Here is a 23003-nt window from a genome sequence, read left to right as displayed (position 1 = left end):
CACAATGAGAAGGTCGTGGACATAAGCGGCTAAATGGAGTAAAAGGCGCGAGGGCTCCCCGCGCCGGGAAGAAGGGCCTCGTGAGCGCCGAACCTCCGTCCTCCGGCCGCCCCACCGGACCGCCCTCCGGCCCCCTGTCGGGCCCCTCGCAGCCGCCTCCGGGCGGCGACGGCCCGCCCTCACAGCCCCCGAGCGGCGGCGGCGCACCCCCGCCCGAGCCGCACCGCCCGTGGTGGCGGTCCGTCCCCCGGATCGCGGTGGTGGCCACCGCGGTGGTGGCCGCCGTGGTCCTGGCGGTCGTCTTCACCCGCTCCGACGGCGGAGGCGGCTCGGGCGCGGGCTCGGGCGGCGAGGTCTTCCTCCAGGCCGCGGGCAAGGCGGGACCCGACCCCTTCACGGAGTCCACGGCGACGGACAGCTCCGCCCCGCCGATCTCGGCCTCCCCGACCTCCGAGGCACCCACGAACGCGGTGCGCGGCGTCGACGGCGGCGCCCCCGGCCTCTACGGCGGCACACGCAACATTGCCAGTTGCGACGTGGAGAAGCAGATCACGGCCCTGAAGGCGGCCCCCGCGAAGAACCGGGCGTTCGCCTCGGTCGCCGGCATCGCCCCGTCCCAGGTCCCCGCCCACCTGCGCGCGCTGACTCCGGTGCAGCTGCGCATGGACACCCGCGTCACCAACCACGGCTACCGCGACGGGTCCGCCACCAGCTACCAGGCCGTTCTCCAGTCCGGGACCGCGGTCCTGGTCGACGAGCGCGGAGTGCCCCGGGTGCGCTGCGCCTGCGGCAACCCGCTGACCCCGCCGGTCGCCCAGCAGACCACCCCGAGGCACACCGGCGACACCTGGTCGTCGTACCGCCCCGCGAACGTCGTGGTGGTCGCGCCCTCGACGACGGTGATCAACATCTTCGTCATCTACGACCCCGACGGCGACCACTGGATCGGCCGGCACCGCGGGGACACCGGGGGCAAGGACCACAAGACCGACCCGCCCAAGCACCACCCCTCCCCGTCGGTGAGCGTGTCCACGCCGACATCGCCCCCGCCGAGCTCTCCCGTGCCGTGCGTCTCCACGAGCGAGGACGCCACACCCGGTCTCACGCCCGGTGTCACGGAGACGCCCACCGGATCGGCCTCCCCGTGCCCGCCGACCTCCACCGCCCCCTCCGCGCCGCTCGTCAGCCCGGAATCGCCCTCCCCCGACAGCTCCGACCCGGGGACCACGGAGCCGGATTCGCCCGAATCGTCGGCCCCGTCGCCCCCACTGGCATCGGACACCACGGAAACGGGAACCACACAGTCGGCGTCCACGCCGGGAACCCCGGGCCCGCTGACGACGTAAGGGCCGTCACGAAGGCCCGGGGACTGCGGGGCGCGGCTCGGGGTACGAGCACTGGTGCAACAGCGTCCGGCCAGTCCGGCTTCCGAGAGAGAAACGCATGATCGAGCACCTGGACGGGGCAGTGGTACCGACTGGTTTCGACGTGCCCGTGGAACCGCTCCGGCGGGCGGAGCACTACACCGGTGACCCGGGATGCATCGCCGAGGCGAGAGCCTTCGCCGCGGGTTTTCTGGACCAGCTCAGGACCGAGTGGTGCGCCGAGGTGGGCCGCCGTGCCCAGGACGAGGTCCTCCTGGTGGTCAGCGAACTGGTCACCAACGCCGACCGGCACAGCAACGGGCCGTACATCCTGGAGCTGGAGGGCACGGACCTCGCCGTGGCCGTCGTCGTCTACGACAGCAGCGCCGCCCTGCCCCGGCGCTTCCCGCGTGATCCCGAGCGGGTCGGCCGGCACGGACTGGAGATCGTCCACGCGCTGGCCGCCGAGGTCGCCGTGGAGCGCGTACCGGTCGGCAAGCGGGTCCGCGCCGTCGTGGGCCTGACCGGCGGCCGGTGAGCCGCGCGCCCGGACCGAGTGCGCCGCGTGCGCGGACCGCCGGCGCAGGGGAGTGACGAGGCGCGGGCGCCGTCCCGGATCCGACCGTGTCCCGGATCGGACCGCGGGGCGGCACCCGCCTGTGTGGCCCCTGTGCGGCCCCGGCCGGCTCAGGCGCAGCCCAGCTCGCCCAGCATCCCCTCGCGCAGCCGTGTGATGATCCGCTTGATCAGCCGGGAGACATGCATCTGCGAGCAGCCGAGCCGCTCACCGATCTCCGCCTGGGTGGCCTCCTCCACGAACCGCATATGGATGATCTGCCGGTCGCGGTCGCTCAGCTCCGCCATGAGCGGGGCGAGGGACTGGAAGTCCTCCACGAGCCGCAGCCCGTCCTCCTCGACGCCGATGAAGTCGGCGAGGACCGCCTCGCCGCCCTCGGGGCCGTCACCGGTGAGCGCGGCGTCCAGGGACGAGGAGTTGTAGCCGTTGGAGGCGATCTGCGCCTCGATCACCTCGTTCTCGGAGATGTTCATCAGCGTGGCGAGCTCGGCGACCGTCGGCTCCCGGTCCAGCCGGCTGGCCAGCTCCTCACGGGCCTTGGCCAGCTCCACACGCAACTCCTGGAGCCGGCGCGGCACGTGCACGGCCCAGGTGGTGTCCCGGAAGAACCGCTTGATCTCGCCGACGATGTAGGGCAGCGCGAACGAGGTGAACTCGACCTCGCGTGCCAGCTCGAAGCGGTCGATGGCCTTGATCAGGCCGATCATCCCGGTCTGGACGATGTCCTCCATGTCGTCGCCGCGGCCGCGGAACCGGCCTGCCGCGAACCGCACGAGGGACATGTTCATCTCGATGAGCGTGTTGCGGGCGTACTGGTACTCGTGCGTGCCTTCCTCGAGTACGGCCATGCGCTGGAAGAACTGACGGGACAGCTCACGGGCGTCCCTGGGGGCCACGGTCTTCGGGTCCCCGACTCCGGGCAGCGGTCCGTCACCCGTCGTCCTGGTCCCGGCGGTCTGCGCGACGACCTGTGCCTCCGACCGGATCACGGCGGTGTCCATTACCTCTCCCACGAAAGTCACGGCGCGACGTCTGCCTCTTCGGCCTCGGTTGTTCTTCGGGTCCTGCTCCACGTGTGCGGCCTGCGAGTACCCGGACGGCGGCGACGTATGCACGTCGCCCACCGAGCAGCGAGCTGCCCCCGGACCCTCCTGCTCAGCGCGTACCCGCACGGTGACTGAGCATGCCCGTCGGGTGGCGGCGCGGCGCAAAATCGCCGGACGCTCAGCCGCGCGTGGCGACGATCACCTCGTGCAGGTAGCGCTTGGTGACCGTGCCCCCGAAGTCCGACTCGATCAGTCCGCGCAGATCGCCCAGCAGTCCGTGCCGGGCGCCGTCGTCGAGGGCGCGATGGCCCGAGTACGTGAGCAGTACGTCGATGTACTCGTCGGCGGTGTAGGTGACGTCCTGGAAGTACCTGGTGACCGCGACGTCCCGGAAGGCCTCGGCCCGCTCCAGATCACCGGTGTCCGCGTGAACCTCCGACTCGTCCCGCAGCATCAGGCCGGGCGGTGTGGCCGGATCCCAACGCCGGTAGTACGGCTGGGAGCGATGGAAGAACTCGGTGGTGCCGCCCGCCACATGGTCCGTGGTGACGACGGCGAGACGGCCGCCCGGGCGCAGCGTCTGCGCCGTCTTGGTCACCCGCACGACCGGATCCAGCCAGTGGAACGCGGTGGCGCACACGACCAGGTCGAACGGCTCGTCCGGCAGCGGCCACCGCTCGAAGTCCGCGACCTCCACGTCCACCAGCGGAAACCGTCGCAGTCGCCGCCGGGCCACGGCCGCCATGGCGGGTCCCAGCTCCACGGCGGTGACCCGGCAGCCGAACCCGGCCAGCGGGACGGTGAGTTGGCCGGTCCCGGGGGCCACTTCCAGGACCTGGCTGTCCGGGCCGAGGCCGGCCACCCGCGCCAGGTCCCGGACCAGGGCGTCGGGGTAGCGCGGACGCACCCGGTCGTACAACTCGGCGACCTCGTCGAACGTCTCGCGCAACATCGTTCACGCACCCCTTCGCGATCGTGATTCCACCGAGGGCAGAATGCCGAGCCCTTCCCCTGCGGTCCAGGGAATTTAGTCTGAGGGGGTGAGCAGCCAAGCGCCGAACGAAGCCCGCGTCATCCCCCTGCGCCCGCCCGCCGGCCGCCCGGGGACCGCCCGCCCAGCGTCCGAACGCCCCACCACCGCTCCGCCCCGCCCGGTGCCCGCGGCCCCCGCTCCCGGCGAGCCGCGCGCGCCGAAGGAACCCCTCTGGCGGGACCTGGTCGGAGACGTCCTGCGGCGCGAACGCCTCGCCCAGGAGCGCACGTTGAAGGAGGTCGCCGACGCGGCCCGGATCTCCATGCCGTATCTGTCGGAGGTGGAGCGCGGCCGCAAGGAGGCCTCGTCCGAGGTGCTCGCGGCCGCCGCCCACGCCCTCGGCCTGGGACTGGGAGAGCTGCTGTCGCTGGCCCAGGGTGAGCTCACCCGCCGGGCCACCGTCAGCCGCGGCCGGTCCACGGCGCCGTACAACGGACTCTGCCTGGTCGCCGCCTGACGAGCCCCGCCCGGCCGGCGCCTCAGACCATCACCAGGCGCCGGCTGAGCACCTCGTCGGCCAGCCCGTACGCCACCGCGTCCTGCGCGGTGAACACCTTGTCGCGGTCCATGTCCGCGCGCAGCGTGGCGATGTCGTGGTGGGTGTGGCGGGCGAGCACCTCCTCGACCTGACCGCGGATCCGCACCATCTCCTTGGCCTGGAGGGCGAGGTCGGAGATCATGCCGCGGCTGCCGCCGCTGGCCGGCTGGCCGAGCAGCACCCGCGCGTGTTCCAGGACGAACCGCCGCCCCGGATCCCCGCCGGCCAGCAGGACGGCCGCCGTGGAGGCCGCCTGGCCGACGCAGCACGTCGAGATCGGCGCCTTCACGTACGACATCGTGTCGTAGATCGCCATCAGCGAGGTGAACGAGCCGCCGGGGGAGTTGATGTACACCGAGATCTCGCTCTCCGGCGCCGACGACTCCAGATGCAGCAGTTGCGCGATCACGACGTTGGCCACCCCGTCGTCGATCTCGGTGCCGAGGAAGATGATCCGTTCGGAGAGCAGCCGGCTGAACACGTCGGAGGACCGCTCGCCGTGCGCGGTCCGCTCGACGACGTACGGAATCGTGTAGTTCGCCATGTCACAGCCCCATCCGTCGCTTCGACGCGGCCGGGCGGACGTCGGCGAGCGACTCCAGCACCCGGTCCACCATGCCGTACTCCCTGGCCTCCTCGGCCGTGAACCAGCGGTCGCGGTCGCCGTCCCGGGCGATGGTCTCCGGACTCTGGCCCGTGTTCTCGGCGATGAGCCGCTCCATGGTCCGCTTGGTGTGCTCCAGGTTCTCCGCCTGGATCTCGATGTCGGCGGTGGTTCCGCCGATGCCCGCCGACCCCTGGTGCATCATGATGCGCGCGTTGGGCAGGGCGTACCGCTTGCCGGGTGTGCCGCCGCAGAGCAGGAACTGGCCCATGCTGGCCGCGAAGCCCATGGCGAGTGTCGAGACGTCGTTCGGGATGAGCCGCATCGTGTCGTAGATCGCCAGGCCCGCGTGCACCGAGCCGCCGGGGCTGTTGATGTACAGGCTGATGTCGGTGCGCGGGTCCGCCGCGGACAGGATCAGCAGCTGGGTGCAGACCCGGTTCGCGGAGACCTCGTCGACCTGGGTGCCCAGCAGGACGATGCGCTGGTCGAGCAGTTGGGCGGCCAGATGGTCGTCGAGGCGGCCGGGCGGGGTGTCGCCGTCCTCGGCCCGCGGCAGCAGCGGGGTGAATGCAGTCATGGGTTCTCCTCGTCACGGAGGTGGTGCCGTCGACTCCACTCTTGGCCCCGGACGACGCCCGCATGTCGTTTCTCTGCCCGTGGCAGATTCGCCACGGGCAGAGAGGACGCGGGGAGGGGGTGGTCAGGCCTTCTCGCGCAGCTGCCGGAAGAACGCCCGCACGTCGGCCACCAGCAGCTCGGGCTGCTCCATCGCCGCGAAGTGCCCGCCCCGGTCGAACTCCGTCCAGCGCACGATGTTCTCCGTCCGCTCCGCCTTGTGGCGCAGCGGGATCTGCACGTCGCCGAAGAACGACGCCACCGCGGTCGGGGCGGCCGAGGGCTCGCGCGGAGCGGCGATCCGGTCCCCCCGGGCGTGGGCGCGCTCGTAGTAGACCCGGGCGGACGAACCCGCCGTGCCCGTCAGCCAGTACAGCATCACGTTCGTGAGCATCAGGTCCCGGTCGACGGCCTCCTCGGGCAGCAGCTCGGAGTCCGTCCACTCCTGGAACTTCTCGACGATCCAGGCGAGTTGGCCGACGGGCGAGTCGGTCAGCGCGTACGACAGGGTCTGCGGCCGGGTGGACTGGATGTGGAAGTAGCCCGTCCCGTCGCGGGACCACTCGGCCCACCGGTGCCAGGAGATCCGCGCGCGCTCCCGCTCTTCAGGACTGAGCGCCGCCAGCTCCTCGGCGGTCGGCTCGGTGGTCGCGATACCGCCGGGCAGCAGGTTGAGGTGGATGCCGATGGCCCGGCCAGGATGGACGCGGCCCAGCTCCCGGGAGATGCCCGCGCCCCAGTCGCCGCCCTGGGCGCCGAACCGGTCGTAGCCGAGGCGTGTCATCAGCTCCACCCAGGCGTCGGCGATCCGGCGGGCCTCCCAGCCGGTCTCCCGGGTGGGCCCGGAGAACCCGAAGCCGGGAATGCTCGGCAGCACGACGTGGAAGGCGTCGGCGGGATCCCCGCCGTGAGCGGCCGGGTCCGTCAACGGCCCGACGACGTCGAGGAATTCGACGATCGAGCCCGGCCAGCCGTGGGTGACGATCAGCGGGGTGGCGTCGGGCTCGGGAGAGCGGATGTGCGCGAAGTGCACGCGCGCGCCGTCGATCTCGGTCGTGAACTGCGGCCAGGCGTTCAGCCGTGCCTCGGCCGCCCGCCAGTCGTACTCGTGCCGCCAGTACCGCACCAGCTCGCGCAGGTACGCCGACGGCACGCCGTACGCCCAGCCGACCCCGGGCAGTTCGTCGGGCCAGCGGATGCGGTCGAGACGGTCGTGGAGGTCGTCCAGGTCACTCTGCGGTACGTCGATGCGGAAGGGATGAAGGCCGCGGTCGGCGGGCGGAGACGTCATGACCGCGATGCTAGTTCCGAAGGGTGTAGCGGCCACCTGGATTAAGCGGCCGTGCGAGCGATGAGTTTCGCGGCGAGGATCGGTCGACACAGATGACAGCGTTCCGCAAGCCCAGGCAAGCCCAGGAGGTACCCATGGCGTCCGACGGTTTCACCACGTGTCTCTGGTTCGACGGTCAGGCCGAGGAGGCGGCCCACTTCTACGTCTCGATCTTCAAGAACTCCAGCGTCGGCAAGGTCGTGCGCTACCCGGAGGGGGCGATGCAGCCCGCCGGCGGGGTGATGACCGTCGAGTTCACGGCCAACGGTCACAAGTTCGTCGGGCTCAACGGCGGCCCGCAGTTCAAGTTCACCGAGGCCGTCTCCTTCATGATCTCCTGCGAGAACCAGGAGGAGATCGACTACTACTGGACCAAGCTCACCGAGAACGGCGGCGAGCCCGGCCCCTGCGGCTGGCTCAAGGACAAGTACGGGCTCTCCTGGCAGGTCAACCCCGCCCGGCTCGACGACATGATCTCCGACCCGGACCCGGCGAAGGTGGCCCGCGTGACCAAGGCCTTCATGGCGATGGGCAAGTTCGACATCGCGGCCCTGGAGAAGGCCTACGCCGGCGAATGACCCGCGTGTGCGGCGGCCGGCCACGGTCCACCACAGGCACCGTGGCCCCCGCCGTCATCGCGTCTCCGCCAGGATCTCCGCGATCACATGGCGTGAGTTCTCCGCGACCGGCTGATTGGTGTGCCAGTAGAACGGCAGCGCGACGACCGCGATCGACAGCGCCCACGCCCGGCCGCGCGCCCACTCGGCCGCATCGGCACCCACCGCCTCGCGAAAGACGTCACGGACCTCCGCGGGCAGCGCGCACCAGGCGACGATCAGATCGACGGCCGGATCGCCCACACCGACGGTCCCGAAGTCGATCACCCCGCTGAGCCGCCCGCCGTCCACCAGCAGATTGCCCGCCATGAGATCACCGTGCGCCCACACGGGCGGCCCGCCGTACGCGGGCAGGCCCAGCGCCTGTTCCCAGACGGCCGTGATCGCCGTGGTGTCCGCCCGTCCCGCCAACCGGGCGAGGGCCTCGCGCAGGTAGGGGTCGCGGTCCACCAGCGGCACCCCTCGGTATCCGGTCGGCCCGTCGCCGGGCTCGATCCGGCGCAGGGCGCCGATGAACTCCGCGAGGTCCTCGGCGAGCAGTTCGGGCTCCGCCAGGGCGCCGTCGACCGGATTGCGGCCGTCCAGCCACCGGTACACGGACCAGGGCCACGCGAATCCCGTGCCGGGCACGCCGACACCGGCCGGCTCGGGCGTGGCGACGGGCAGCTGTGGACCCAGCCGGGGCAGCCAGACCTGCTCGTGCTCCACGTCCCCGACCGCACCGGGATGCCGGGGCAGCCGCACCAGCAGGTCCGCGCCGAGCCGGAACATCGCGTTTGCCCTACTTCGGCGGTTGACGCCCCGCCTGTCGATCGAATTTGACGCTGCGGCCGAATTTGACGCTACGGCGTCCCGCGTCGCGTCTCCTCGGCGATCACGCGGGTGATCTCGCGGGCCATGCGCAGGATGCCGGGGGAGCGGACCGGGCAGGGCCGGGGCGTGGACGTGGTGGGCACCAGGCAGAAGTGCAGGTAGTCCTTGTCGATGTGGAGGGCGGTGCGGTCACGGCCTGGGTCGGTGCAGTAGTCGGGGTGTTCGCGCTCGTAGGAGGTGCAGGGCAGGTGCTGCACCCAGGTCTGCCGGGCCCCGGCGGGGCTCACCGTCCGGCCCGCGTCGGCCACGAGGTCGCCCGAGGCGGCGGCCTGCTTCGCGTAGAGCCCGTTCACCCACCGGACCCGGTCCGGGGTCATCGGGTCCGGGCCCTGCGACACCCATACGATCCGCGGGCGCTTCGCCCCGCCCGCCACGGCGATCTGCTCGGTGAGCCGCTCGGCGTCGGCGGTGTACCGGCGGAAGTACTGGGCGCGGGAACCGGCGTAGGTGATGCCGTCCATGCACCAGGTGTAGCCCCATGCGTTGCCCCAGAACTGGAGGACCACGACGTCCGGACGCAGCGACCGCACCAGCGCGGCCGCCTTGTCCCGGTCCGGCACCAGCGAGCGCGCCCCGGTGCCCTCCAGGTAGTCGCACAGGGTGGTCCCCGAATAGGGGGCGGCGGTGTACCGGGCGCCCAGGTCCCGGCGGAGCTCCTGGCCCAGCACCCGCTGGTTCTCCATCGCCAGGGAGTCCCCCAGGTACAGGATCGTGGGCGCCTTCGCGGGCGCGGGCGGGGAGGCGGCCGCCCTCCGGTGCTCGGTGGCGGCCGCCGACGGGTCCGTCACGTCCGGCGAGGGCGGCGGCGCCTCCGGGCCGGACGCCGGATCCGTGCACGCGCCGAGCAGCAGCCCGGCGAGCAGCACTCCCACGACCCACGTTCTGCGCATACGACCTCTCCCGCCCCGGCGCCCGAAACGGTTCCCCAGGCAAGCACAGCCGGGCACAAGGGGGAAGACGCGCGGCGCGCCGCCCGCCGCGAACCCGTCTCACACGCGGTCGGCGGCGATCAGCAGGTACTGGAAGCTGCCGTTGCGATAGGCGCTCAGGAAGGTGTCCTCGATGCCCGTGACCAGGTGGTCGGCCTGCCTGCGCAACTCCCAGTAGGGGATCGTCGCCGCGGTGAGGTCCTCCACATGGACGGGGACCAGCCGGTTTCTGGCCATGGCCCGGAAGTACGCCGAGCGGGGGTGGATGTCGCAGATGTAGTGGGCGTTGATCAGGGAGACCTCGCGGGAGGCCTGCCCGTAGGTGTCGTTGTAGCAGCCGGTGATGACGGTGTAGCGGCCGCCGCGGCGCAGCAGCCGGGCGTGCTCGGCGAACAGCAGGTCGAGTTCGACGTACATGGTGGACTCGTTGTTCCAGGACGCGGCGAACGCCCCGGACGGCAACCCGGTGTCCAGCATGTTCCGGTGGTGGTAGCGGACCAGGTCGTCGATACCCCGCTTGCGGGCCTGCGCGTTGGCGAACTCGGCCTGCTTGGCGGAGATCGTGACCCCGTCGGCCTCGCAGCCGTACCGCAGGTGCGCGACCACACTGCCGCCGCCCCGCCCGCAGCCGGCGTCGAAGACGCGGTCATCGGGGGAGAGGGGCCCGAGCCGGGAGGCGAGGAGCTCGGCCTGCGCGTGTTCCAGACGGTGCAGTTCCGCGGTGATCCGCTCGCGGCGGCGGACCGGCTCGGGCTCGTCGAGGACGGCCAGGTCCGCGTCCCCGATGCCGTAGTGATGGTGGTAGAGGTCGTCGAGCTTTCCGAGTTCGAGGTTGACCGGGTTCTCCTCGGCGTTCCAGTAGTCCGCGACGCGGTTCTGGTACGTCGACTGGGTCGGCACCGGTGCGGTCGTGGTGACGGCGTCGGCGGTCGTCAACGGGGGCTCCTCGTGGGGCGTCTGACGTGACGTCAGGATGGGCTGTGTCACCAGTAGTTCGGCAGGTGGTAGCGGTGGGTGTTGGTGGCGTGCCATTCGTGGTTGCCGGACACCCAGGCCGCCAGGCCCCGGGCGTAGCGCTCGACGAGCGGGGAGGTGGCCGAGAGGGTCGCGGCCTCCTCCTCGAAGGTGTCCATGATCCGGTTGTGGATCTCCACGGACCGCAGATAGGCGGCCTTGAGACCGCGCCGGTCGTTCGCGGCGACGACCACGGGCAGGTTGAGATGGGTCGGATCGCTCGCGAGTTCCTTGGTGAAGGAGTAGAGGTCGTTGACGATCGTGGTGGCGTTGCAGGCCAGGGCGGTCAGCCGCTGGATCTCGGGACGGGCGTAGAGCGCCTCGGGCAGTTCGTAGCCGTCCACGGCGTCGACGATCGACAGACAGGGCCGGAAGTTGTTGAACTGCCGCATCACCAGGTACTCCCACACCCGGGGCGTGTACCGGATCTCCGACCAGGCCGCCTCGGCGAGATAGCCGAGGTGCAGACGGGCGATGTCGTGGACGAAACGGTCCGTCTGGCTGGGTGTGGCGAAGGCGGCGTAGTCCTTCAGCGCCCAGTGGTAGGAGCGCAGCGGCCCGTCGGCCTGTACGCCCTCCCGCCACTCGGCCTCCAGCTCGGGGGTGGCGTGGAACGGGTCGAGCGCCGCCTGGGCCAGGATCAGCCGGCCGCCCAGACCGCGCGAGGAGGCGCCCCTGCCCTCGTCCTCCTCGCAGTAGCAGCTGTCGACCAGGTTCTCGGCGAGCAGTAGTTCACCGGCCGCGGTGAGGCGGTCCAGGTCGGCCGCGCCCGGATGCTGGAGCACCACGGCCCGGCCGAACTGGAACCCCGAGAAGTCCCCCGACCAGGCCGGCGGGAACAGGTCGAGCCCGCGGGCCCAGGCCTCCAGCCGCGCGTCTACCTCCCGCACCTTCTCGGGATCGGCGGGCACGGCGGGCCGGTACCGGATGCCGGGGATCGGGCCGCCCCGCCGGGCCCGGACCGTACGGACGGGACTCGGCGGGCCGGGCAGACGACGGGGAGGGGTGGATGCCGTCGCGGCGGATGCGGTCGTGGCAGCTGCGGTCGCGGTGGATGAGGTCGTGCCGGATTCGGGGGGTGCGCTCATCGACGTACTCCTCAGTCGGCCGTCCGGCCGATCTGGACGTTCTCCAGGATTCCCGCCGCGTCGGGCACCAGGATGGCCATCGAGTAGTAGGCGGTGACCAGGTAGCGGATGATCGCGGTGCCGTCGATGCCCATGAACCGCACGTTCAGGCCCGGTTGGTACTCCTCGGGGATGCCGGTCTGGAAGAGGCCCACCACCCCCTGGTCCGCCTCGCCGGTGCGCAGCGCGATGATGCTGCTGGTGTGCTGCGGACCGACCGGGATCTTGCTGCACGGGAAGATCGGCACGCCGCGCCAGCCGGGGACCTCGTGCCCCTCCACGGACACCGTGCCGGGCACCAGGCCGCGCCGGTTGCACTGGCGGAAGAAGGCCGCGATGGCCTTCGGGTGGGCGAGGAAGAGCCGGGTCCTGCGGCGCATGGAGAGCAGTTCGTCGAGGTCGTCCGGGGTCGGCGGCCCGGAGAAGGTGCTGATGCGCTGGCCGTGGTCGATGTTGTGGAGCAGACCGAACTCGCGGTTGTTGACGAGCTCCCACTCCTGGCGTTCGCGGATCTCCTCGATGGTCAGCCGGAGTTGCTGCTCGGTCTGGTCCATCGGGTCGTTGTAGAGGTCGGCGACCCGGCTGTGGACCCGCAGCACCGTCTGGGTGAGCGACAACTCGTACTCGCGCGGGGCGAGTTCGTAGTCGACGAAGCCGCCGGGCAGCACCGGCTCGCCCACATGGCCGGCCTGCACCGGGACATCGGCCTCGCCCTTGCGGTTCATGGGCCTGCTCTGCCGGGCGGCATAGGCCTCCAGATGGGCCGCCAGCGACGGCGTGCGCCCGGTGAACTCGGTCAGGGTGTCCCAGGACAGCGCCAGCACCACCCCGGGGGTCTCGGCCCGCACCGAGGTCAGCCACAGCGGATCGGCGCGGCCGACGGCCTCGTCACCCAGACCCTCGCCGTCGGTGACGACCCCGATGACCTCCTCCTCGCCGTACTTGCCGACGGCGAACCGGGTGAACCTGCCGTGGACGATCAGATAGGCCTCCGTCACGGGCTGGCCGGCCTCGAAGAGGATCTGCCCGGCGCGCACCTCCCGTACCCGGAACCGGGAGGCGATCTCCCTGAGCGCCTCGGTGTCGGAGTAACCGCGCAGGGCGGGGAGTTCGGTGAGCGTCCGGGGGATGACCTTCACGTCGTCGGCGCCGTTCTGGTCGAACTGCACCCGGCCCCGGCCCACCTTCAGCTGGAGGCGCCGGTTGACGCGGTAGGAGCCGCCCCGGACGTCCACCCACGGCAGCATCCTCAGCAGCCATCGTGAGGTGATGGCCTGCATCTGCGGTTCGGACTTGGTGGTCGTGGCGAGCTGGCGGGCGGCCCGCGTACTGAGACTGGTGAGCTCGGCGTCCGAGACGGAGTGGGTGACGGGTTCGGGGGCGGGGTCGTCGGTGGTGGGGCCGCTGGCGCTTTCGGGGGCGGACACATTCCCTCCCTGAGGGTGAACAGGGGCGAGTGGAGTGGTCGGTGCTGACGACAGCCTCGTGGCGGCGACGCCGTGGCGGATGAGCCGTGCGCGTCGCAGGACCAAGCCAAACAGCCGGCGTGGCGGCCGGTAACCGCGCGAACGGGGCGGTTACGGGGGCCAAGAGGTGTAAACACCCGAAGGAGGGTCGGGGCAGACGGGTGGGTGACCGCACTCCGGTCCCACGGCCCGCGCTCCCGGCGCGGGGAGCGCCCGGCCGTCGCACGGGCCGTGCGGATCAGTCCGCGTCGTCCACCAGTACCGCCGCCCCCTCGAAGCGTCCCGCCTTCAGATCCCGCAGGGCCTCGTCCGCCCGGGCCGGCGGGTAGGTGTGCGTGGTGGCGCGCACGCCGTACCGGCCGGCCAGGGCGAGGAACTCGCGGGCGTCCTCACGGGTGCTGGAGGTGACACTGCGCAGCTCTTTTTCGTAGAACGGCTCGCTCTCGTAGCGCAGCGGGGGCGTGTCGCTCAGATGGATGCCCGGGCGCCCCGCGTCATGACGTGCACGGTGGCCCCCCGGTGAGCGCGACCTGCGCGCACAGGTGGGCGCTGCCTCCGAAGCCGTGCAGCCTCAGCCGGCCGCCCGGCGGCAGGGCGGCCCGGCGCAGCGCGCGGAAACCGATGATGCCCGCGCACAGCAGCGGGGCGGCGCGGACGTCGTCGAGTCCGTCGGGCAGCCGGTGGGCGAACGCGGCGGGCACGGTCGCGTACCGCGCGTAGCCGCCGTCCGCGTCCCAGCCGGTGTACCGCGAGGCCGGACAGAGGGCCCGGCGCCACCACGGACCACGCGAGCATCGTCCTGTCCGCCATGTCACCCTCCGTTCCGAAGAACGCCGACGTCTCGCGACCAGTCTGGTACGGAGCGAGCCGTTCGACGCGCGGTCCGGCGCACCGGTGACTAGCGTGAGGAAGCGGACCGTCCCACCAATCCACCGATTCGGAGAGGGCCGCAGTCATGGCCGTGCAACCTGAGGGAACCCCCTGTTGGGCCGATGCGATGTTCAGTGACGTCGAGGGAGCCAAGAGCTTCTACGGTGACGTCCTCGGCTGGACCTTCGGCGAGGCGTCGTCGGAGTACGGCAACTACACCCAGGCGTACGCGGACGGCAAGGCCGTCGCCGCCGTGGTCCCGCCGATGCCCGGCCAGGAGGGACAGTCGCAGTGGTGCCTGTACCTCGCCTCCCCGGACGCCGCGGCCACCGCCGCCAAGATCCGCGAGAACGGCGGCGAGGTGGTGATGGAGCCGATGCAGGTCGGCGACTTCGGCACCATGTGCCTGGCACGCGACCCCGCCGGCGTCGTCTTCGGCGTGTGGCAGGCGGGCGTCCACGAGGGGTTCGAGGCGCCGCCCGAGCAGGTCGGCGCGTTCTGCTGGGCCGAGGTCTTCACCCGTGAGGCCGAGAAGTCGGACACCTTCTTCCCGGCCGTCTTCGGCTACACCGCCAAGCAGATGCAGGACGACGCGGTCGACTTCCGGCTCTTCGAGGTCGGCGGCGAGACCGTCCTCGGCCGGATGAAGATGGGCGAGGAGTTCCCGCCCGAGGTGCCGCCGTACATCAACGTCTACTTCACCGTCGCCGACTGCGACGACGCCGTCGCCCGGGCCACCAAGCTCGGCGGAACCCTCCGGTTCGGGCCGATGGACACGCCCTTCGGTCGCTTCGCGGCCCTCAGTGACCCGCAGGGCGCCAGCTTCTCGGTGATCGACGTCACCACGACCGCGGGCGAGATGCCGCAGGTCACGGACGTCCCCTGACGGGTGGCCGAACGCCCCGCGCGGCCATGGCATGATCGGGCGCATGCGTGAACGTGTGGTGGCCGCGTGCGACGGGGCTTCGAAGGGAAACCCCGGACCGGCGGGCTGGGCCTGGGTGGTCGCGGACGATACGGAGACTCCGACCCGCTGGGAGGCGGGGCCGCTCGGAAAGGCCACCAACAACGTGGCCGAACTGACCGCGCTGGAACGCCTGTTGGCCTCGACCGACCCGGACGTACCGCTGGAGATCCGGATGGACTCCCAGTACGCCATGAAGGCCGTGACCACCTGGCTGCCCGGCTGGAAGCGCAACGGCTGGAAGACGGCGGCCGGCAAGCCGGTCGCCAACCAGGACCTGGTCGTCCGTATCGACGAACTGCTCGACGGCCGCTCGGTGGAGTTCCGCTACGTGCCCGCCCACCAGGTGGACGGCGACCGGCTCAACGACTTCGCCGACCGGGCCGCCAGCCAGGCCGCGATCGTCCAGGAGCCCGCGGGCAGCGGTCTCGGTTCACCGGAGCCGCCGCCCGCACCGGACGCCCCGTCGGCCCGCGCCCCGCGCAAGCGCTCGGGCGGGGCCAACGGGACCAAGGCGTCCGGCGGACGCGGCGGCTCGGCCCGGACCATCAAGGCGAAGTTCCCCGGCCGTTGCCTGTGCGGGCGCGCCTACGCGGCGGGGGAGCCCATCACCAAGAACGGGCACGGGTGGGGCCATCCGGAGTGCCGGACGGAAGCGGCCGGATAGTCGTCCGGACGAGCCCCGGGACGGGATACGGCGTCAGGTCACCGCGCCGCGCCAGCCACCGGTCTCCTGGCCGCGCTCCTCGATGAACTTCTTGAAGCGCTCCAGGTCACCCTTGGTCTGACGCTTCACGAAGCCGAGCTTGTCGCCGACCTTCTCGGTGATGCTGTCCGGATGGAAGTCCATCTGGAGCATCACCTTGGTGTGGTCGTCGTCGAGCCGGTGGAAGGTGACGACACCCGCCTGCTCCGCCTCACCGGCGACCGTGGTCCACGCGACCCGCTCGTCCGGGATCTGTTCCGTGATCTCGGCGTCGAACTCCTTGTGCACGCCGTTCACACTGGTCACCCAGTGGGTCAGCGTGTCCGTGCGCTGTTCGATGCGCTCCACCCCGCTCATGAACTGGGGGAAGGTCTCGAACTGCGTCCACTGGTTGTAGGCGGTGTGCACCGGCACGCCGACCTCGATGGATTCCTCGACCTTGGACACGGGTGAATCCCTCCTTCGTCTTCTCGAGCGTGTCCGGCGCGGGTACCCCTGACCTGCGGGACAAACCGTGGCCGGCGGCCGCCGGTCCGGTCGTCAGTCGGTGTCGAAGGTGTAGTGGCGGGTGTGGTCCAGCAGGTCCGAGGGGCGGGTGTCGCGCCACGGCTTCATCGTCTCGTCGAGGTCCACCACGTCCGGCGTCCCGGCGGCCGGCACATAGCCGGAGGCAGGGTGCCGCCGCTGCCACTCGGCCCACAGCTTGTCGACGTACGCGTGGTGCAGCCAGAACACCGGGTCGTTCGGCGAGACCCCGGTGGCCATCTGCCCGCCGACCCAGACATGCACCCTGTTGTGCAGGTTGACGCCCCGCCAGCCCTCCAGATGATTGCGGAAACCGTCCGAGGCGCTGTTCCACGGAGCCATGTCGTACGTCGGTATGGACAGCACCGAGTCGACCTCCGCCCGGGTCGGCAGCTCCCGCCCGGCGCCGCCCAGTGCCCGCCGCAGATACGTACGCCCGTCCAGACGCACGGTGATCGGCCAGGCGCCGGTGTCGGCGGCGAACGGCCCGTCCGTCACCCGGCCGTCCCGGCTGCGCCCCGTACCGCCGAGGAAGTCCGGCGCCCACAGCGGGGAGCGCGGCGAGCGGTCGGTGCTCCAGTCCCAGTACGGCAGCGCCACCGAGGCGTCCACCGACTGCAGGGCGCGTTCGAACTCCAGCAGGAATCTGCGGTGCCAGGGCAGGAACGAGGGCGAACGATGGCCGGTGCGTTCGCCGTTGTCGGTGTCGCCGACGATGAACGCGTTGTGCGTGGTGACGAAGGCGTCGTAGCGGCCGCTGCGCTTGAGCTCCAGGACGGCGGAGACGAAGCGCCGCTTCTCGTCGGCGGTCAGGTTCGCCTGGTTCTTGCGGACGGTCATGTGCGGATCTCCCAAGTGGCGTGCGGGGTGGTTCAGTTGGCGGGGAACGGGACGAGCGTGGCGCCCTGGAGCTCGTCGACCGCGGCGCGTGCGGCGGCGCGCGGGGTGGGCACGGGGGCGTAGTGGTTGACGACGCTGATCCAGCTGCCGTCGGCGTTGCGCATCACGTGCAGTTCCATGCCGTCGACGAACACCGTGTAGCCGACGCCGTGGTGGTGGCCGCCCCCGGCCGACGGGCGGCCCTGTATCCGGCGGCCCTTGTAGACCTCGTCGAAGGAGGCGGGGGCGGCGGGAGCGGCGGCCTGGGGAACCGGGGAGTCGTGGCCGGCGGCGGTGCCCGATGCGGTGACCGCCTGGGTGCCGGCTCCCGCGGCGAGGGCGGCCGCGGCCGTGAGGGTGTGGCGTCGGGTGAGTCCTGGCACGGGGGATCCTCCGGATCGTTCGGGATCGTCTGGCGTGGGCGTCGGGTTGACGCCTCCGCATGCCTATCCGTCCGGAGGAGAGCGGGAGAAATCGCCCGAGAGCGGTTGGCTCCGATCGGGACAATTACTGAGATGTCGTACAGTGTTGAACGAAGTTGATCTTGCTGTGCGGGATGCGGTAAGGGCCCGGAAGGAGGAATTCCTTCTCGCGGCGGCCCAATTTGGGGCGCTCTCTCACGGCCGGGCCCGCTTCGTGTGGCCCACTCCACCTGCGGAAAGTGACGCGATTCGAACGGCCCGGGAGATCACCGAGAGGCCACCCCTTCGCCTGCTACCCTGCGTTGCCAATTGACCGCGATAAGTAATCCCCAGGAGTGTGCGTGAAGGTCGCCTGCGTCGGTGGCGGGCCCGCCGGCCTGTATCTCTCGATCCTGCTGAAACGACAGGACCCGTCCCACGAGATCACCGTTCATGAGCGCAATCCGGAGGGCTCGACCTACGGCTGGGGCGTCACCTACTGGCGCGGCCTGCTCGACAGACTCCATGAGCACGACCCCGAGTCGGCCCGTGCCGTCGAGGAACACTCGGTCACCTGGAACGAGGGCGTCGCGCTGGTCCGGGACCGGGCCACCCGGCGCCCCGGCGACCAGGGCTTCGGCATCGGCCGCCACCGGTTGCTGGAGATCCTCGCCGCCCGCGCCCGCTCCCTCGACGTACGCCTGGAGTTCGAGCGGGAGATCACGGGCGAGAACCCGCCCGAGGCCGACCTGGTCGTCGCGGCGGACGGAGTGCACAGCAGCCTGCGCGGCCGGCACGCCGACCACTTCGGAGAGGAGATCCGGGCGGGCCGCAACCACTACGTCTGGCTCGGCACCACCAAGGTCTTCGACGCCTTCACCTTCGCCTTCGTCGAGACCGACCACGGCTGGATCTGGTGCTACGGCTATCCCTTCAGCCCCGAGCGCAGCACCTGTGTCGTCGAGTGCGCCCCCGAGACCTGGACCGGGCTCGGCCTGGACCGGGCGAACGAGGCCGACGGAACGGCCCTGCTGGAGAAGCTCTTCGCGGAGGTGCTCGACGGCCACGCCCTCATCGGCCGCACCTCGGCCCAGGTCGGCGCCCCCTGGCTGAACTTCCGCACCCTCACCAACCGCACCTGGCACCGCGGCAACCTCGTCCTGCTCGGCGACGCCGCGCACACCACCCACTACTCCATCGGCGCCGGCACCACCCTCGCCCTGGAGGACACGATGGCCCTGGCCGACGCGCTGCACGGGCACACGAGCCTCCCGGAGGCACTCGCCCGCTACGAACAGCGGCGCAGGCGGGAGCTGTTGTCCATCCAGAGCGCGGCCCGCTACAGCGCCCGGTGGTACGAGAACCTGCCCCGCTACATCGACCTCCCCCCGGAGCAGATGTTCGCCCTCCTCGGCCAGCGGCACTCGCCCCTGCTGCCGTACGTCCCGCCCCAGGTGTACTACCGCGTCGACAAGGCGGCCGGGCAACTGGAGGCGCTGCGCAGGCTCAAGCGCTGGCTGGGCCCGAAGGTGGCCAGGACCGTGCACGCGAGGGCGCTGGCCTCCCGCAAGTAGGCCCCCGGCGGCACATCACCGGCCGAACGGGATGACATGCCACCGGTCGAACGTGACGGCACGTCCTCATCCGAACAGCCGGTCGAGGAAGCCGTTCCCGAAGACGCGGTGGGGGTCCAGCCGGTCGAAGGTCCCGGCCGCCTGCCCCCACACCGCCTCACCGAACGAGGCGGGCACCGCCGTACCGATCACCTCCTCGTCCTCCCACACCGCTTCCTCCGTGTACGCCCAGCCCTTGGACCACTCGACCCGGGTCAGCGCGTGGGTGCCGTCGTAGGTGTCCAGCAGGAACCGCTCGATCTCGCGCAGGAACGTCTCCGCGTGCGGTGTGCCGGGCAGCGTGAGGATGTCCAGCCACACCGCCGTGTCCCACTCGGGGTGTTCCGCGCTCGGCCGCAGTGCCGACAACAGCGGGGTGCGGGCGCCGTCCAGCTCCGCGTGGGCCGGGTCGTCGAGGCCGGTCACCCGGATCTCGACCGAGCCGTTGACCGGGAAACGGCCCCGGGCCGCGTACACCGTGAGCCGCTCCCGGTAGAAGGCGGCGAACTCGGCGACCACGCGCTGCGCCCGGTCCCGGCTGGTGTGCACCGCGTAGCCGTTCGCGGCGAGCCGCAGGGTGGTCGGCTTGATGTAGAGCAGGGTGTTCTTGGACGGCCCCCAGATGTCGGCGGACAGCGTCGCCACCAGCCCGAGCGCGGCCGTGTCGTACTGGGCGTTGCCCAGCACCGGCGCCAGGTACCAGGCGGCGTCCGAGACCATCCGCCCGGCCAGGTCCGCCACCAGGGTCGGGACGTTGTCGGAGAAGGGGTAGTTGTACGGCCCCGTCACGCGCCGCGAGGTCAGCGGTTTGGTGGGGGAGACGCTCCACACCTTCAGCCACGGGAACTCGGTGAAGGGGAACCAGATAGCCTCGACCCGCCCGGACTCCTCCAGGAAGCTCGCGAAGGTCCGCCCGTCCGTACCGGGCGCCGCGAACAGTTCGCCCGCCGGGATGTCCACCCGGCTCACGCACCGCAGGTTGCCGTTCGCCCCGACACGCAGCACGACCTCGGTGACCAGGGCCCGCCCCAGATGGGTCAGGAGCGCGGCGCAGTCCGCCTCGTCGCGCCGGAAGGTCCGTGCCACGTAGGCACCGGCGTCCTCGTCCCATACGACCGCGGTGAGCGACTGGACGCGATTGCTGAGCGAGCCGTACGTCTGACCGGGCAGCCGCCGTTCCCCCTCGGCCGGTACGGCGGTGCCGTGCGCGTCGATCGCGAGGGCGCCGCCGAGGGTGAGGACGCCGGGGGCGGGGGCCGCCGTCACCCCGAGACCGTGCCCCTCCAGGTAGGTGAGCAGCGCCTCCAGGGTGACGCCGGTGCCGGCCCGGACCGATGTGTCGGACTCCAGGGCCAGGCCGGTGAGATGGGCGGCGGTGTCCACCAGGAGCACGGGCGCGCCGGACGGCGTCCCCTCCGTGATGGTCAGCGGTGACCAGCCGTGCGAGGAGCCCCGCGGCCGCACCCGCCACCCGTGCCGCCGGGCCCAGTTGACGACGTCGACCGTCTCACCGGTGTCCGCGGGCGCACAGGCCCACAACCCGTCGGCGGTGATCTCGCCGACCCAGTTGCGGTACGCCGAGCGGTACAGGGCGACCCCCGCCGGGAACTCCGGCAGCTCCTCGGCGGCCTGCGCCGGATCCGCCGGCAGCAGCACGGGTACGGCGGCCAGCGCGGCGGCGGAGCGGAGGAAGCCGCGACGGCTCCAGGAGGAACCCGAGGAGCCCGAGGAGCCCGAGAGGTCCGAGGGGTCTGAGGGGTCCTGGGGACGGGAGTTGTGCACAGAACGATCAGTCACGGGCTCACGCTAGGGGCCTCGTTGACACGTGCATGCTGGCTGTCGACATCGTTCACTCGTGTGAGTGAACGATTGACGGATCGCCCACCGGAGCAATCGGTTCCGCGCAGGGGCGTGACGGATGACAGACTGACGCCATGGACGAGCGCACATTCGACAGGTCTCAGCAGCACGCATCCGTCGTCGGACTCGGCACCTGGCAGCTGGGTGCCGACTGGGGAGACGTCGACGACAAGGAAGCCCTGGCCGTGCTGGAGGCCGCGGCCGAATCGGGGGTCACCTTCTTCGACACGGCCGACGTGTACGGCGACGGACGCAGCGAACAGACCATCGCCGCCTTCCTCAGCGGCCGCCCCGACCTGCATGTACTGGTCGCCACGAAGATGGGCCGCCGGGTGGACCAGATCCCGGAGAACTACGTCCTGGACAACTTCCGTGCCTGGAACGACCGTTCGCGCCGCAACCTCGGCGTCGACCGCATCGACCTGGTCCAGCTGCACTGCCCGCCCACGCCCGTGTACTCCACGGACGAGGTGTTCGACGCCCTCGACACCCTGGTCGAGGAGGAGCGCATCGCCGCCTACGGCGTCAGCGTGGAGACCTGCCAGGAGGCGCTGACCGCGATCGCCCGCCCCGGGGTGGCGAGTGTCCAGATCATCCTCAACCCGTTCCGCATGAAGCCCCTGCGCGAGGTGCTCCCCGCGGCCCGCGAGGCCGGGGTCGGCATCATCGCCCGGGTCCCGCTCGCCTCCGGCCTGCTGTCGGGCAAGTACACCAAGGACACGGTCTTCCCCGAGAACGACCACCGCACCTACAACCGGCACGGCGAGTCCTTCGACGTCGGCGAGACCTTCTCCGGCGTCGACTACACGACCGGCGTCGAGGCCGCCGCCGAGTTCGCCGCGCTCGCCCCCGAGGGGTACACCCCGGCCCAGCTCGCCCTGCGCTGGATCGTCCAGCAGCCCGGTGTGACCTCCGTGATCCCCGGCGCCCGCTCGCCCGAGCAGGCCCGCGCCAACGCGGCCGCCGCCACGCTGCCGGAGCTCTCCGAGCAGACGCTCACCGCGATCCGTGACCTGTACGACCGGCGGATCAAGGAGCAGGTGGAGAGCCGCTGGTAGCGCTCCGGATCCGTCAGGGTCCCAGGATCAGCTGACGTTCCCGTTCCTGGTCACCGGACGCGGCGCCCCGGTCGTGCGCGGAGAAGGCGAGCGCCAAGGTGTCGCTCGCCTTCTCAACGCTCTCCGGTGTGCCCTGCACGGTGACGGAGACCGGCGCGGACAGATGTCCGACGGCGTGCTGCGGCAGCCGCTCCGGCAGTGCGGAGCCGGCCCCGGTGAACGTGGCCGTGTGCACGGTGGCCCGGTCGTCGGCGGGCAGCCCGTCCGCGGCGCCGAAGACGGGCTCGAGTGCCCGTACGACCTTCAGGGCGTCGGTGGCGCTGCCGCCGCTGAGCGTGATGGTGAGCTCGGTGCCGGACATGGTCAACGGGACTCCTCGGTGGACGACGTCTTCGGGTACGGCGTGACGTCCGCGGCCGCCACGCCGTAGGTCTGTCCGCTCCGTGTAACCGTCCGGTGATCGCTGAAACGGCCGGTCCGGGCGGGCAGGGTCAGATGCGGCCGCCGATCATCCGGGTGATCGGCCCCTGGGTGTGACGCTCGGCCCGGCGGCCCGCCGCGTAGGAGGCGGCGCCCAGCGCGGTCAGGCCCGCCCCGACGCCCGCGGCCACGAGCTTGCGGTGGCTGAGTACGGTCCACGCGGTCTTCGCGCCGGCCGCGACCTGACCCGAGGCCGAGGCGATCGCCTGACGGCCCGCCTCGACGCTCCTGGCCGCGGTGTGCGCGGCCTGGCTCGTCGTGTCGGCCGCCCGCTCCGCGCCCGCCTTGGCGGCCTGCGCCGTCTCCTCGGTCTTCGAGGCCGCCGCCCGCGCGGTCCGCCCCGCCGGGGCGGTCGCCCGGTCCACGTTCTGCCGTGCCTTCGACCCCGCGGCCGAGGCTGCTGCTGTGTTCTTGTTCGTTTCCTTGTCCGATTCCGTCATGGGATCCGGTTTGCCGCTCGACCGGCTCGCAAACACGCGGTGTCATCCGCGTGTCCGTCACCGTCACGACC

At 71.5% G+C, this 23003-nt stretch carries 25 protein-coding genes; 8 read left to right on the top strand and 17 right to left on the bottom strand.

The window, feature by feature from the left end; genetic code table 11:
• The first annotated feature begins 80 nt into the window (after positions 1-80).
• Both K4B79_RS41205 and K4B79_RS41200 read left to right on the top strand, forming a co-directional pair.
• A complete protein-coding gene (locus K4B79_RS41205) occupies positions 81-1346 on the top strand; it encodes a DUF6777 domain-containing protein (protein WP_232032569.1) in 1266 nt (421 codons plus the stop codon).
• A gap of 97 nt (positions 1347-1443) precedes the next feature.
• Positions 1444-1902: an ATP-binding protein gene (locus K4B79_RS41200; RefSeq protein ID WP_232032568.1), complete on the top strand. Its 459-nt coding sequence runs from the start codon at positions 1444-1446 to the stop codon at positions 1900-1902.
• Between the two features lie 149 nt (positions 1903-2051).
• Here K4B79_RS41200 and K4B79_RS41195 read toward each other — a convergent pair whose 3' ends face one another.
• Together K4B79_RS41195 and K4B79_RS41190 are read right to left on the bottom strand one after the other, a co-directional pair.
• The gene (locus K4B79_RS41195) at positions 2052-2942 is read right to left on the bottom strand and encodes an RNA polymerase sigma factor SigF (RefSeq protein WP_232032567.1); all 891 of its coding nucleotides are present in this window, start codon (positions 2940-2942) and stop codon (positions 2052-2054) included.
• A gap of 223 nt (positions 2943-3165) precedes the next feature.
• Complete coding sequence (locus K4B79_RS41190) at positions 3166-3939, bottom strand: class I SAM-dependent methyltransferase (RefSeq protein WP_232032566.1); 774 nt, start codon at positions 3937-3939, stop codon at positions 3166-3168.
• 88 nt (positions 3940-4027) lie between these two features.
• Between K4B79_RS41190 and K4B79_RS41185 the strand changes: the two genes are divergently transcribed.
• Positions 4028-4477 carry a helix-turn-helix domain-containing protein gene (locus K4B79_RS41185; protein ID WP_232032565.1) on the top strand — a complete coding sequence of 150 codons (450 nt, stop codon included), beginning with the start codon at positions 4028-4030 and terminating at the stop codon, positions 4475-4477.
• A gap of 22 nt (positions 4478-4499) precedes the next feature.
• Here the strand turns inward: K4B79_RS41185 and K4B79_RS41180 are convergent, their stop codons facing one another.
• The 3 genes from K4B79_RS41180 to K4B79_RS41170 all read right to left on the bottom strand — a co-directional run bounded on the left by K4B79_RS41180 (position 4500) and on the right by K4B79_RS41170 (position 7071).
• Positions 4500-5102: a ClpP family protease gene (locus tag K4B79_RS41180; RefSeq protein ID WP_232032564.1), complete on the bottom strand. Its 603-nt coding sequence runs from the start codon at positions 5100-5102 to the stop codon at positions 4500-4502.
• Position 5103: 1 nt separating this feature from the next.
• On the bottom strand, positions 5104-5742 hold the full coding sequence (locus K4B79_RS41175) for an ATP-dependent Clp protease proteolytic subunit (protein WP_232032563.1): 639 nt from the start codon (positions 5740-5742) through the stop codon (positions 5104-5106).
• Positions 5743-5865: 123 nt separating this feature from the next.
• The gene (locus K4B79_RS41170) at positions 5866-7071 is read right to left on the bottom strand and encodes an epoxide hydrolase family protein (protein WP_232032562.1); all 1206 of its coding nucleotides are present in this window, start codon (positions 7069-7071) and stop codon (positions 5866-5868) included.
• 134 nt (positions 7072-7205) lie between these two features.
• Here K4B79_RS41170 and K4B79_RS41165 point away from each other — a divergent pair, with 134 nt between their 5' ends.
• Complete coding sequence (locus K4B79_RS41165; protein WP_232032561.1) at positions 7206-7688, top strand: VOC family protein; 483 nt, start codon at positions 7206-7208, stop codon at positions 7686-7688.
• 54 nt (positions 7689-7742) lie between these two features.
• On the opposite strand, the gene K4B79_RS41160 is transcribed toward K4B79_RS41165, so the two are convergent.
• The 6 genes from K4B79_RS41160 to K4B79_RS48755 form a co-directional block, all read right to left on the bottom strand.
• On the bottom strand, positions 7743-8498 hold the full coding sequence (locus tag K4B79_RS41160) for an aminoglycoside phosphotransferase family protein (RefSeq protein ID WP_308280609.1): 756 nt from the start codon (positions 8496-8498) through the stop codon (positions 7743-7745).
• 71 nt (positions 8499-8569) lie between these two features.
• Positions 8570-9490, bottom strand: coding sequence for an SGNH/GDSL hydrolase family protein (locus tag K4B79_RS41155; protein WP_232032560.1), 921 nt, complete (start codon positions 9488-9490; stop codon positions 8570-8572).
• Between the two features lie 99 nt (positions 9491-9589).
• On the bottom strand, positions 9590-10465 hold the full coding sequence (locus K4B79_RS41150) for a geranyl diphosphate 2-C-methyltransferase (RefSeq protein WP_232032559.1): 876 nt from the start codon (positions 10463-10465) through the stop codon (positions 9590-9592).
• 47 nt (positions 10466-10512) lie between these two features.
• Complete coding sequence (locus K4B79_RS41145) at positions 10513-11631, bottom strand: family 2 encapsulin nanocompartment cargo protein terpene cyclase (RefSeq protein ID WP_232032558.1); 1119 nt, start codon at positions 11629-11631, stop codon at positions 10513-10515.
• 11 nt (positions 11632-11642) lie between these two features.
• On the bottom strand, positions 11643-13097 hold the full coding sequence (locus tag K4B79_RS41140; protein ID WP_232032557.1) for a family 2B encapsulin nanocompartment shell protein: 1455 nt from the start codon (positions 13095-13097) through the stop codon (positions 11643-11645).
• 533 nt (positions 13098-13630) lie between these two features.
• Complete coding sequence (locus K4B79_RS48755) at positions 13631-13951, bottom strand: hypothetical protein (RefSeq protein WP_374208579.1); 321 nt, start codon at positions 13949-13951, stop codon at positions 13631-13633.
• Positions 13952-14091: 140 nt separating this feature from the next.
• Between K4B79_RS48755 and K4B79_RS41130 the strand changes: the two genes are divergently transcribed.
• Positions 14092-14892 (top strand): VOC family protein, encoded by an 801-nt coding sequence (locus K4B79_RS41130; RefSeq protein ID WP_232032556.1) that lies wholly within the window; start codon positions 14092-14094, stop codon positions 14890-14892.
• 31 nt (positions 14893-14923) lie between these two features.
• Entirely contained in the window at positions 14924-15637 is a 714-nt protein-coding gene (locus K4B79_RS41125) for a ribonuclease H family protein (protein WP_232032555.1), read from the top strand.
• Positions 15638-15670: 33 nt separating this feature from the next.
• Here K4B79_RS41125 and K4B79_RS41120 read toward each other — a convergent pair whose 3' ends face one another.
• The 3 genes from K4B79_RS41120 to melC1 form a co-directional block, all read right to left on the bottom strand.
• Entirely contained in the window at positions 15671-16123 is a 453-nt protein-coding gene (locus K4B79_RS41120) for an SRPBCC family protein (RefSeq protein WP_232032554.1), read from the bottom strand.
• Positions 16124-16216: 93 nt separating this feature from the next.
• Positions 16217-17041, bottom strand: coding sequence for a tyrosinase MelC2 (gene melC2, locus K4B79_RS41115; RefSeq protein WP_232032553.1), 825 nt, complete (start codon positions 17039-17041; stop codon positions 16217-16219).
• A gap of 32 nt (positions 17042-17073) precedes the next feature.
• A complete protein-coding gene (gene melC1, locus K4B79_RS41110; RefSeq protein ID WP_232032552.1) occupies positions 17074-17463 on the bottom strand; it encodes an apotyrosinase chaperone MelC1 in 390 nt (129 codons plus the stop codon).
• A gap of 374 nt (positions 17464-17837) precedes the next feature.
• Between melC1 and K4B79_RS41105 the strand changes: the two genes are divergently transcribed.
• The gene (locus K4B79_RS41105; protein WP_232032551.1) at positions 17838-19055 is read left to right on the top strand and encodes an FAD-dependent monooxygenase; all 1218 of its coding nucleotides are present in this window, start codon (positions 17838-17840) and stop codon (positions 19053-19055) included.
• 66 nt (positions 19056-19121) lie between these two features.
• Here the strand turns inward: K4B79_RS41105 and K4B79_RS41100 are convergent, their stop codons facing one another.
• Entirely contained in the window at positions 19122-20765 is a 1644-nt protein-coding gene (locus K4B79_RS41100; protein WP_232032685.1) for a cholesterol oxidase substrate-binding domain-containing protein, read from the bottom strand.
• Positions 20766-21028: 263 nt separating this feature from the next.
• On the opposite strand from K4B79_RS41100, the gene K4B79_RS41095 reads away from it, so the two are divergent.
• Positions 21029-22012, top strand: a complete 984-nt coding sequence (locus K4B79_RS41095) for an aldo/keto reductase (RefSeq protein WP_232032550.1) — start codon at positions 21029-21031, stop codon at positions 22010-22012.
• A 13-nt stretch (positions 22013-22025) separates the two neighbouring features.
• On the opposite strand, the gene K4B79_RS41090 is transcribed toward K4B79_RS41095, so the two are convergent.
• Together K4B79_RS41090 and K4B79_RS41085 are read right to left on the bottom strand one after the other, a co-directional pair.
• Positions 22026-22373: a hypothetical protein gene (locus tag K4B79_RS41090; RefSeq protein ID WP_232032549.1), complete on the bottom strand. Its 348-nt coding sequence runs from the start codon at positions 22371-22373 to the stop codon at positions 22026-22028.
• Positions 22374-22503: 130 nt separating this feature from the next.
• Positions 22504-22932, bottom strand: coding sequence for a hypothetical protein (locus tag K4B79_RS41085; RefSeq protein WP_232032548.1), 429 nt, complete (start codon positions 22930-22932; stop codon positions 22504-22506).
• Positions 22933-23003: the final 71 nt, after the last annotated feature.

This window comes from Streptomyces lincolnensis (assembly GCF_021173675.1).
GTDB classification, from domain to species: domain Bacteria; phylum Actinomycetota; class Actinomycetes; order Streptomycetales; family Streptomycetaceae; genus Streptomyces; species Streptomyces lincolnensis_B.
Note: the sequence above shows the minus strand (reverse complement) of the source record. Positions and strands in the feature narration are given on the sequence as shown.

What these genes read in the sequence shown, in the direction of transcription:
- K4B79_RS41160 (WP_308280609.1), bottom strand. Translation starts at nt 8,498, where the DNA reads ATGTTCCGGCTCGGCGCGGACCTGCTGGTGCGGCTGCCCCGGCATCCC.
- K4B79_RS41195 (WP_232032567.1), bottom strand. Translation starts at nt 2,942, where the DNA reads ATGGACACCGCCGTGATCCGGTCGGAGGCACAGGTCGTCGCGCAGACC.
- melC2 (WP_232032553.1), bottom strand. Translation starts at nt 17,041, where the DNA reads ATGACCGTCCGCAAGAACCAGGCGAACCTGACCGCCGACGAGAAGCGG.
- K4B79_RS41130 (WP_232032556.1), top strand. Translation starts at nt 14,092, where the DNA reads ATGGCCGTGCAACCTGAGGGAACCCCCTGTTGGGCCGATGCGATGTTC.
- K4B79_RS41090 (WP_232032549.1), bottom strand. Translation starts at nt 22,373, where the DNA reads ATGTCCGGCACCGAGCTCACCATCACGCTCAGCGGCGGCAGCGCCACC.
- K4B79_RS41170 (WP_232032562.1), bottom strand. Translation starts at nt 7,071, where the DNA reads ATGACGTCTCCGCCCGCCGACCGCGGCCTTCATCCCTTCCGCATCGAC.
- K4B79_RS41200 (WP_232032568.1), top strand. Translation starts at nt 1,444, where the DNA reads ATGATCGAGCACCTGGACGGGGCAGTGGTACCGACTGGTTTCGACGTG.
- K4B79_RS41190 (WP_232032566.1), bottom strand. Translation starts at nt 3,939, where the DNA reads ATGTTGCGCGAGACGTTCGACGAGGTCGCCGAGTTGTACGACCGGGTG.
- K4B79_RS41095 (WP_232032550.1), top strand. Translation starts at nt 21,029, where the DNA reads ATGGACGAGCGCACATTCGACAGGTCTCAGCAGCACGCATCCGTCGTC.
- K4B79_RS41085 (WP_232032548.1), bottom strand. Translation starts at nt 22,932, where the DNA reads ATGACGGAATCGGACAAGGAAACGAACAAGAACACAGCAGCAGCCTCG.
- K4B79_RS41180 (WP_232032564.1), bottom strand. Translation starts at nt 5,102, where the DNA reads ATGGCGAACTACACGATTCCGTACGTCGTCGAGCGGACCGCGCACGGC.
- K4B79_RS41125 (WP_232032555.1), top strand. Translation starts at nt 14,924, where the DNA reads ATGATCGGGCGCATGCGTGAACGTGTGGTGGCCGCGTGCGACGGGGCT.
- K4B79_RS41155 (WP_232032560.1), bottom strand. Translation starts at nt 9,490, where the DNA reads ATGCGCAGAACGTGGGTCGTGGGAGTGCTGCTCGCCGGGCTGCTGCTC.
- K4B79_RS41175 (WP_232032563.1), bottom strand. Translation starts at nt 5,742, where the DNA reads ATGACTGCATTCACCCCGCTGCTGCCGCGGGCCGAGGACGGCGACACC.
- K4B79_RS41145 (WP_232032558.1), bottom strand. Translation starts at nt 11,631, where the DNA reads ATGAGCGCACCCCCCGAATCCGGCACGACCTCATCCACCGCGACCGCA.
- K4B79_RS41165 (WP_232032561.1), top strand. Translation starts at nt 7,206, where the DNA reads ATGGCGTCCGACGGTTTCACCACGTGTCTCTGGTTCGACGGTCAGGCC.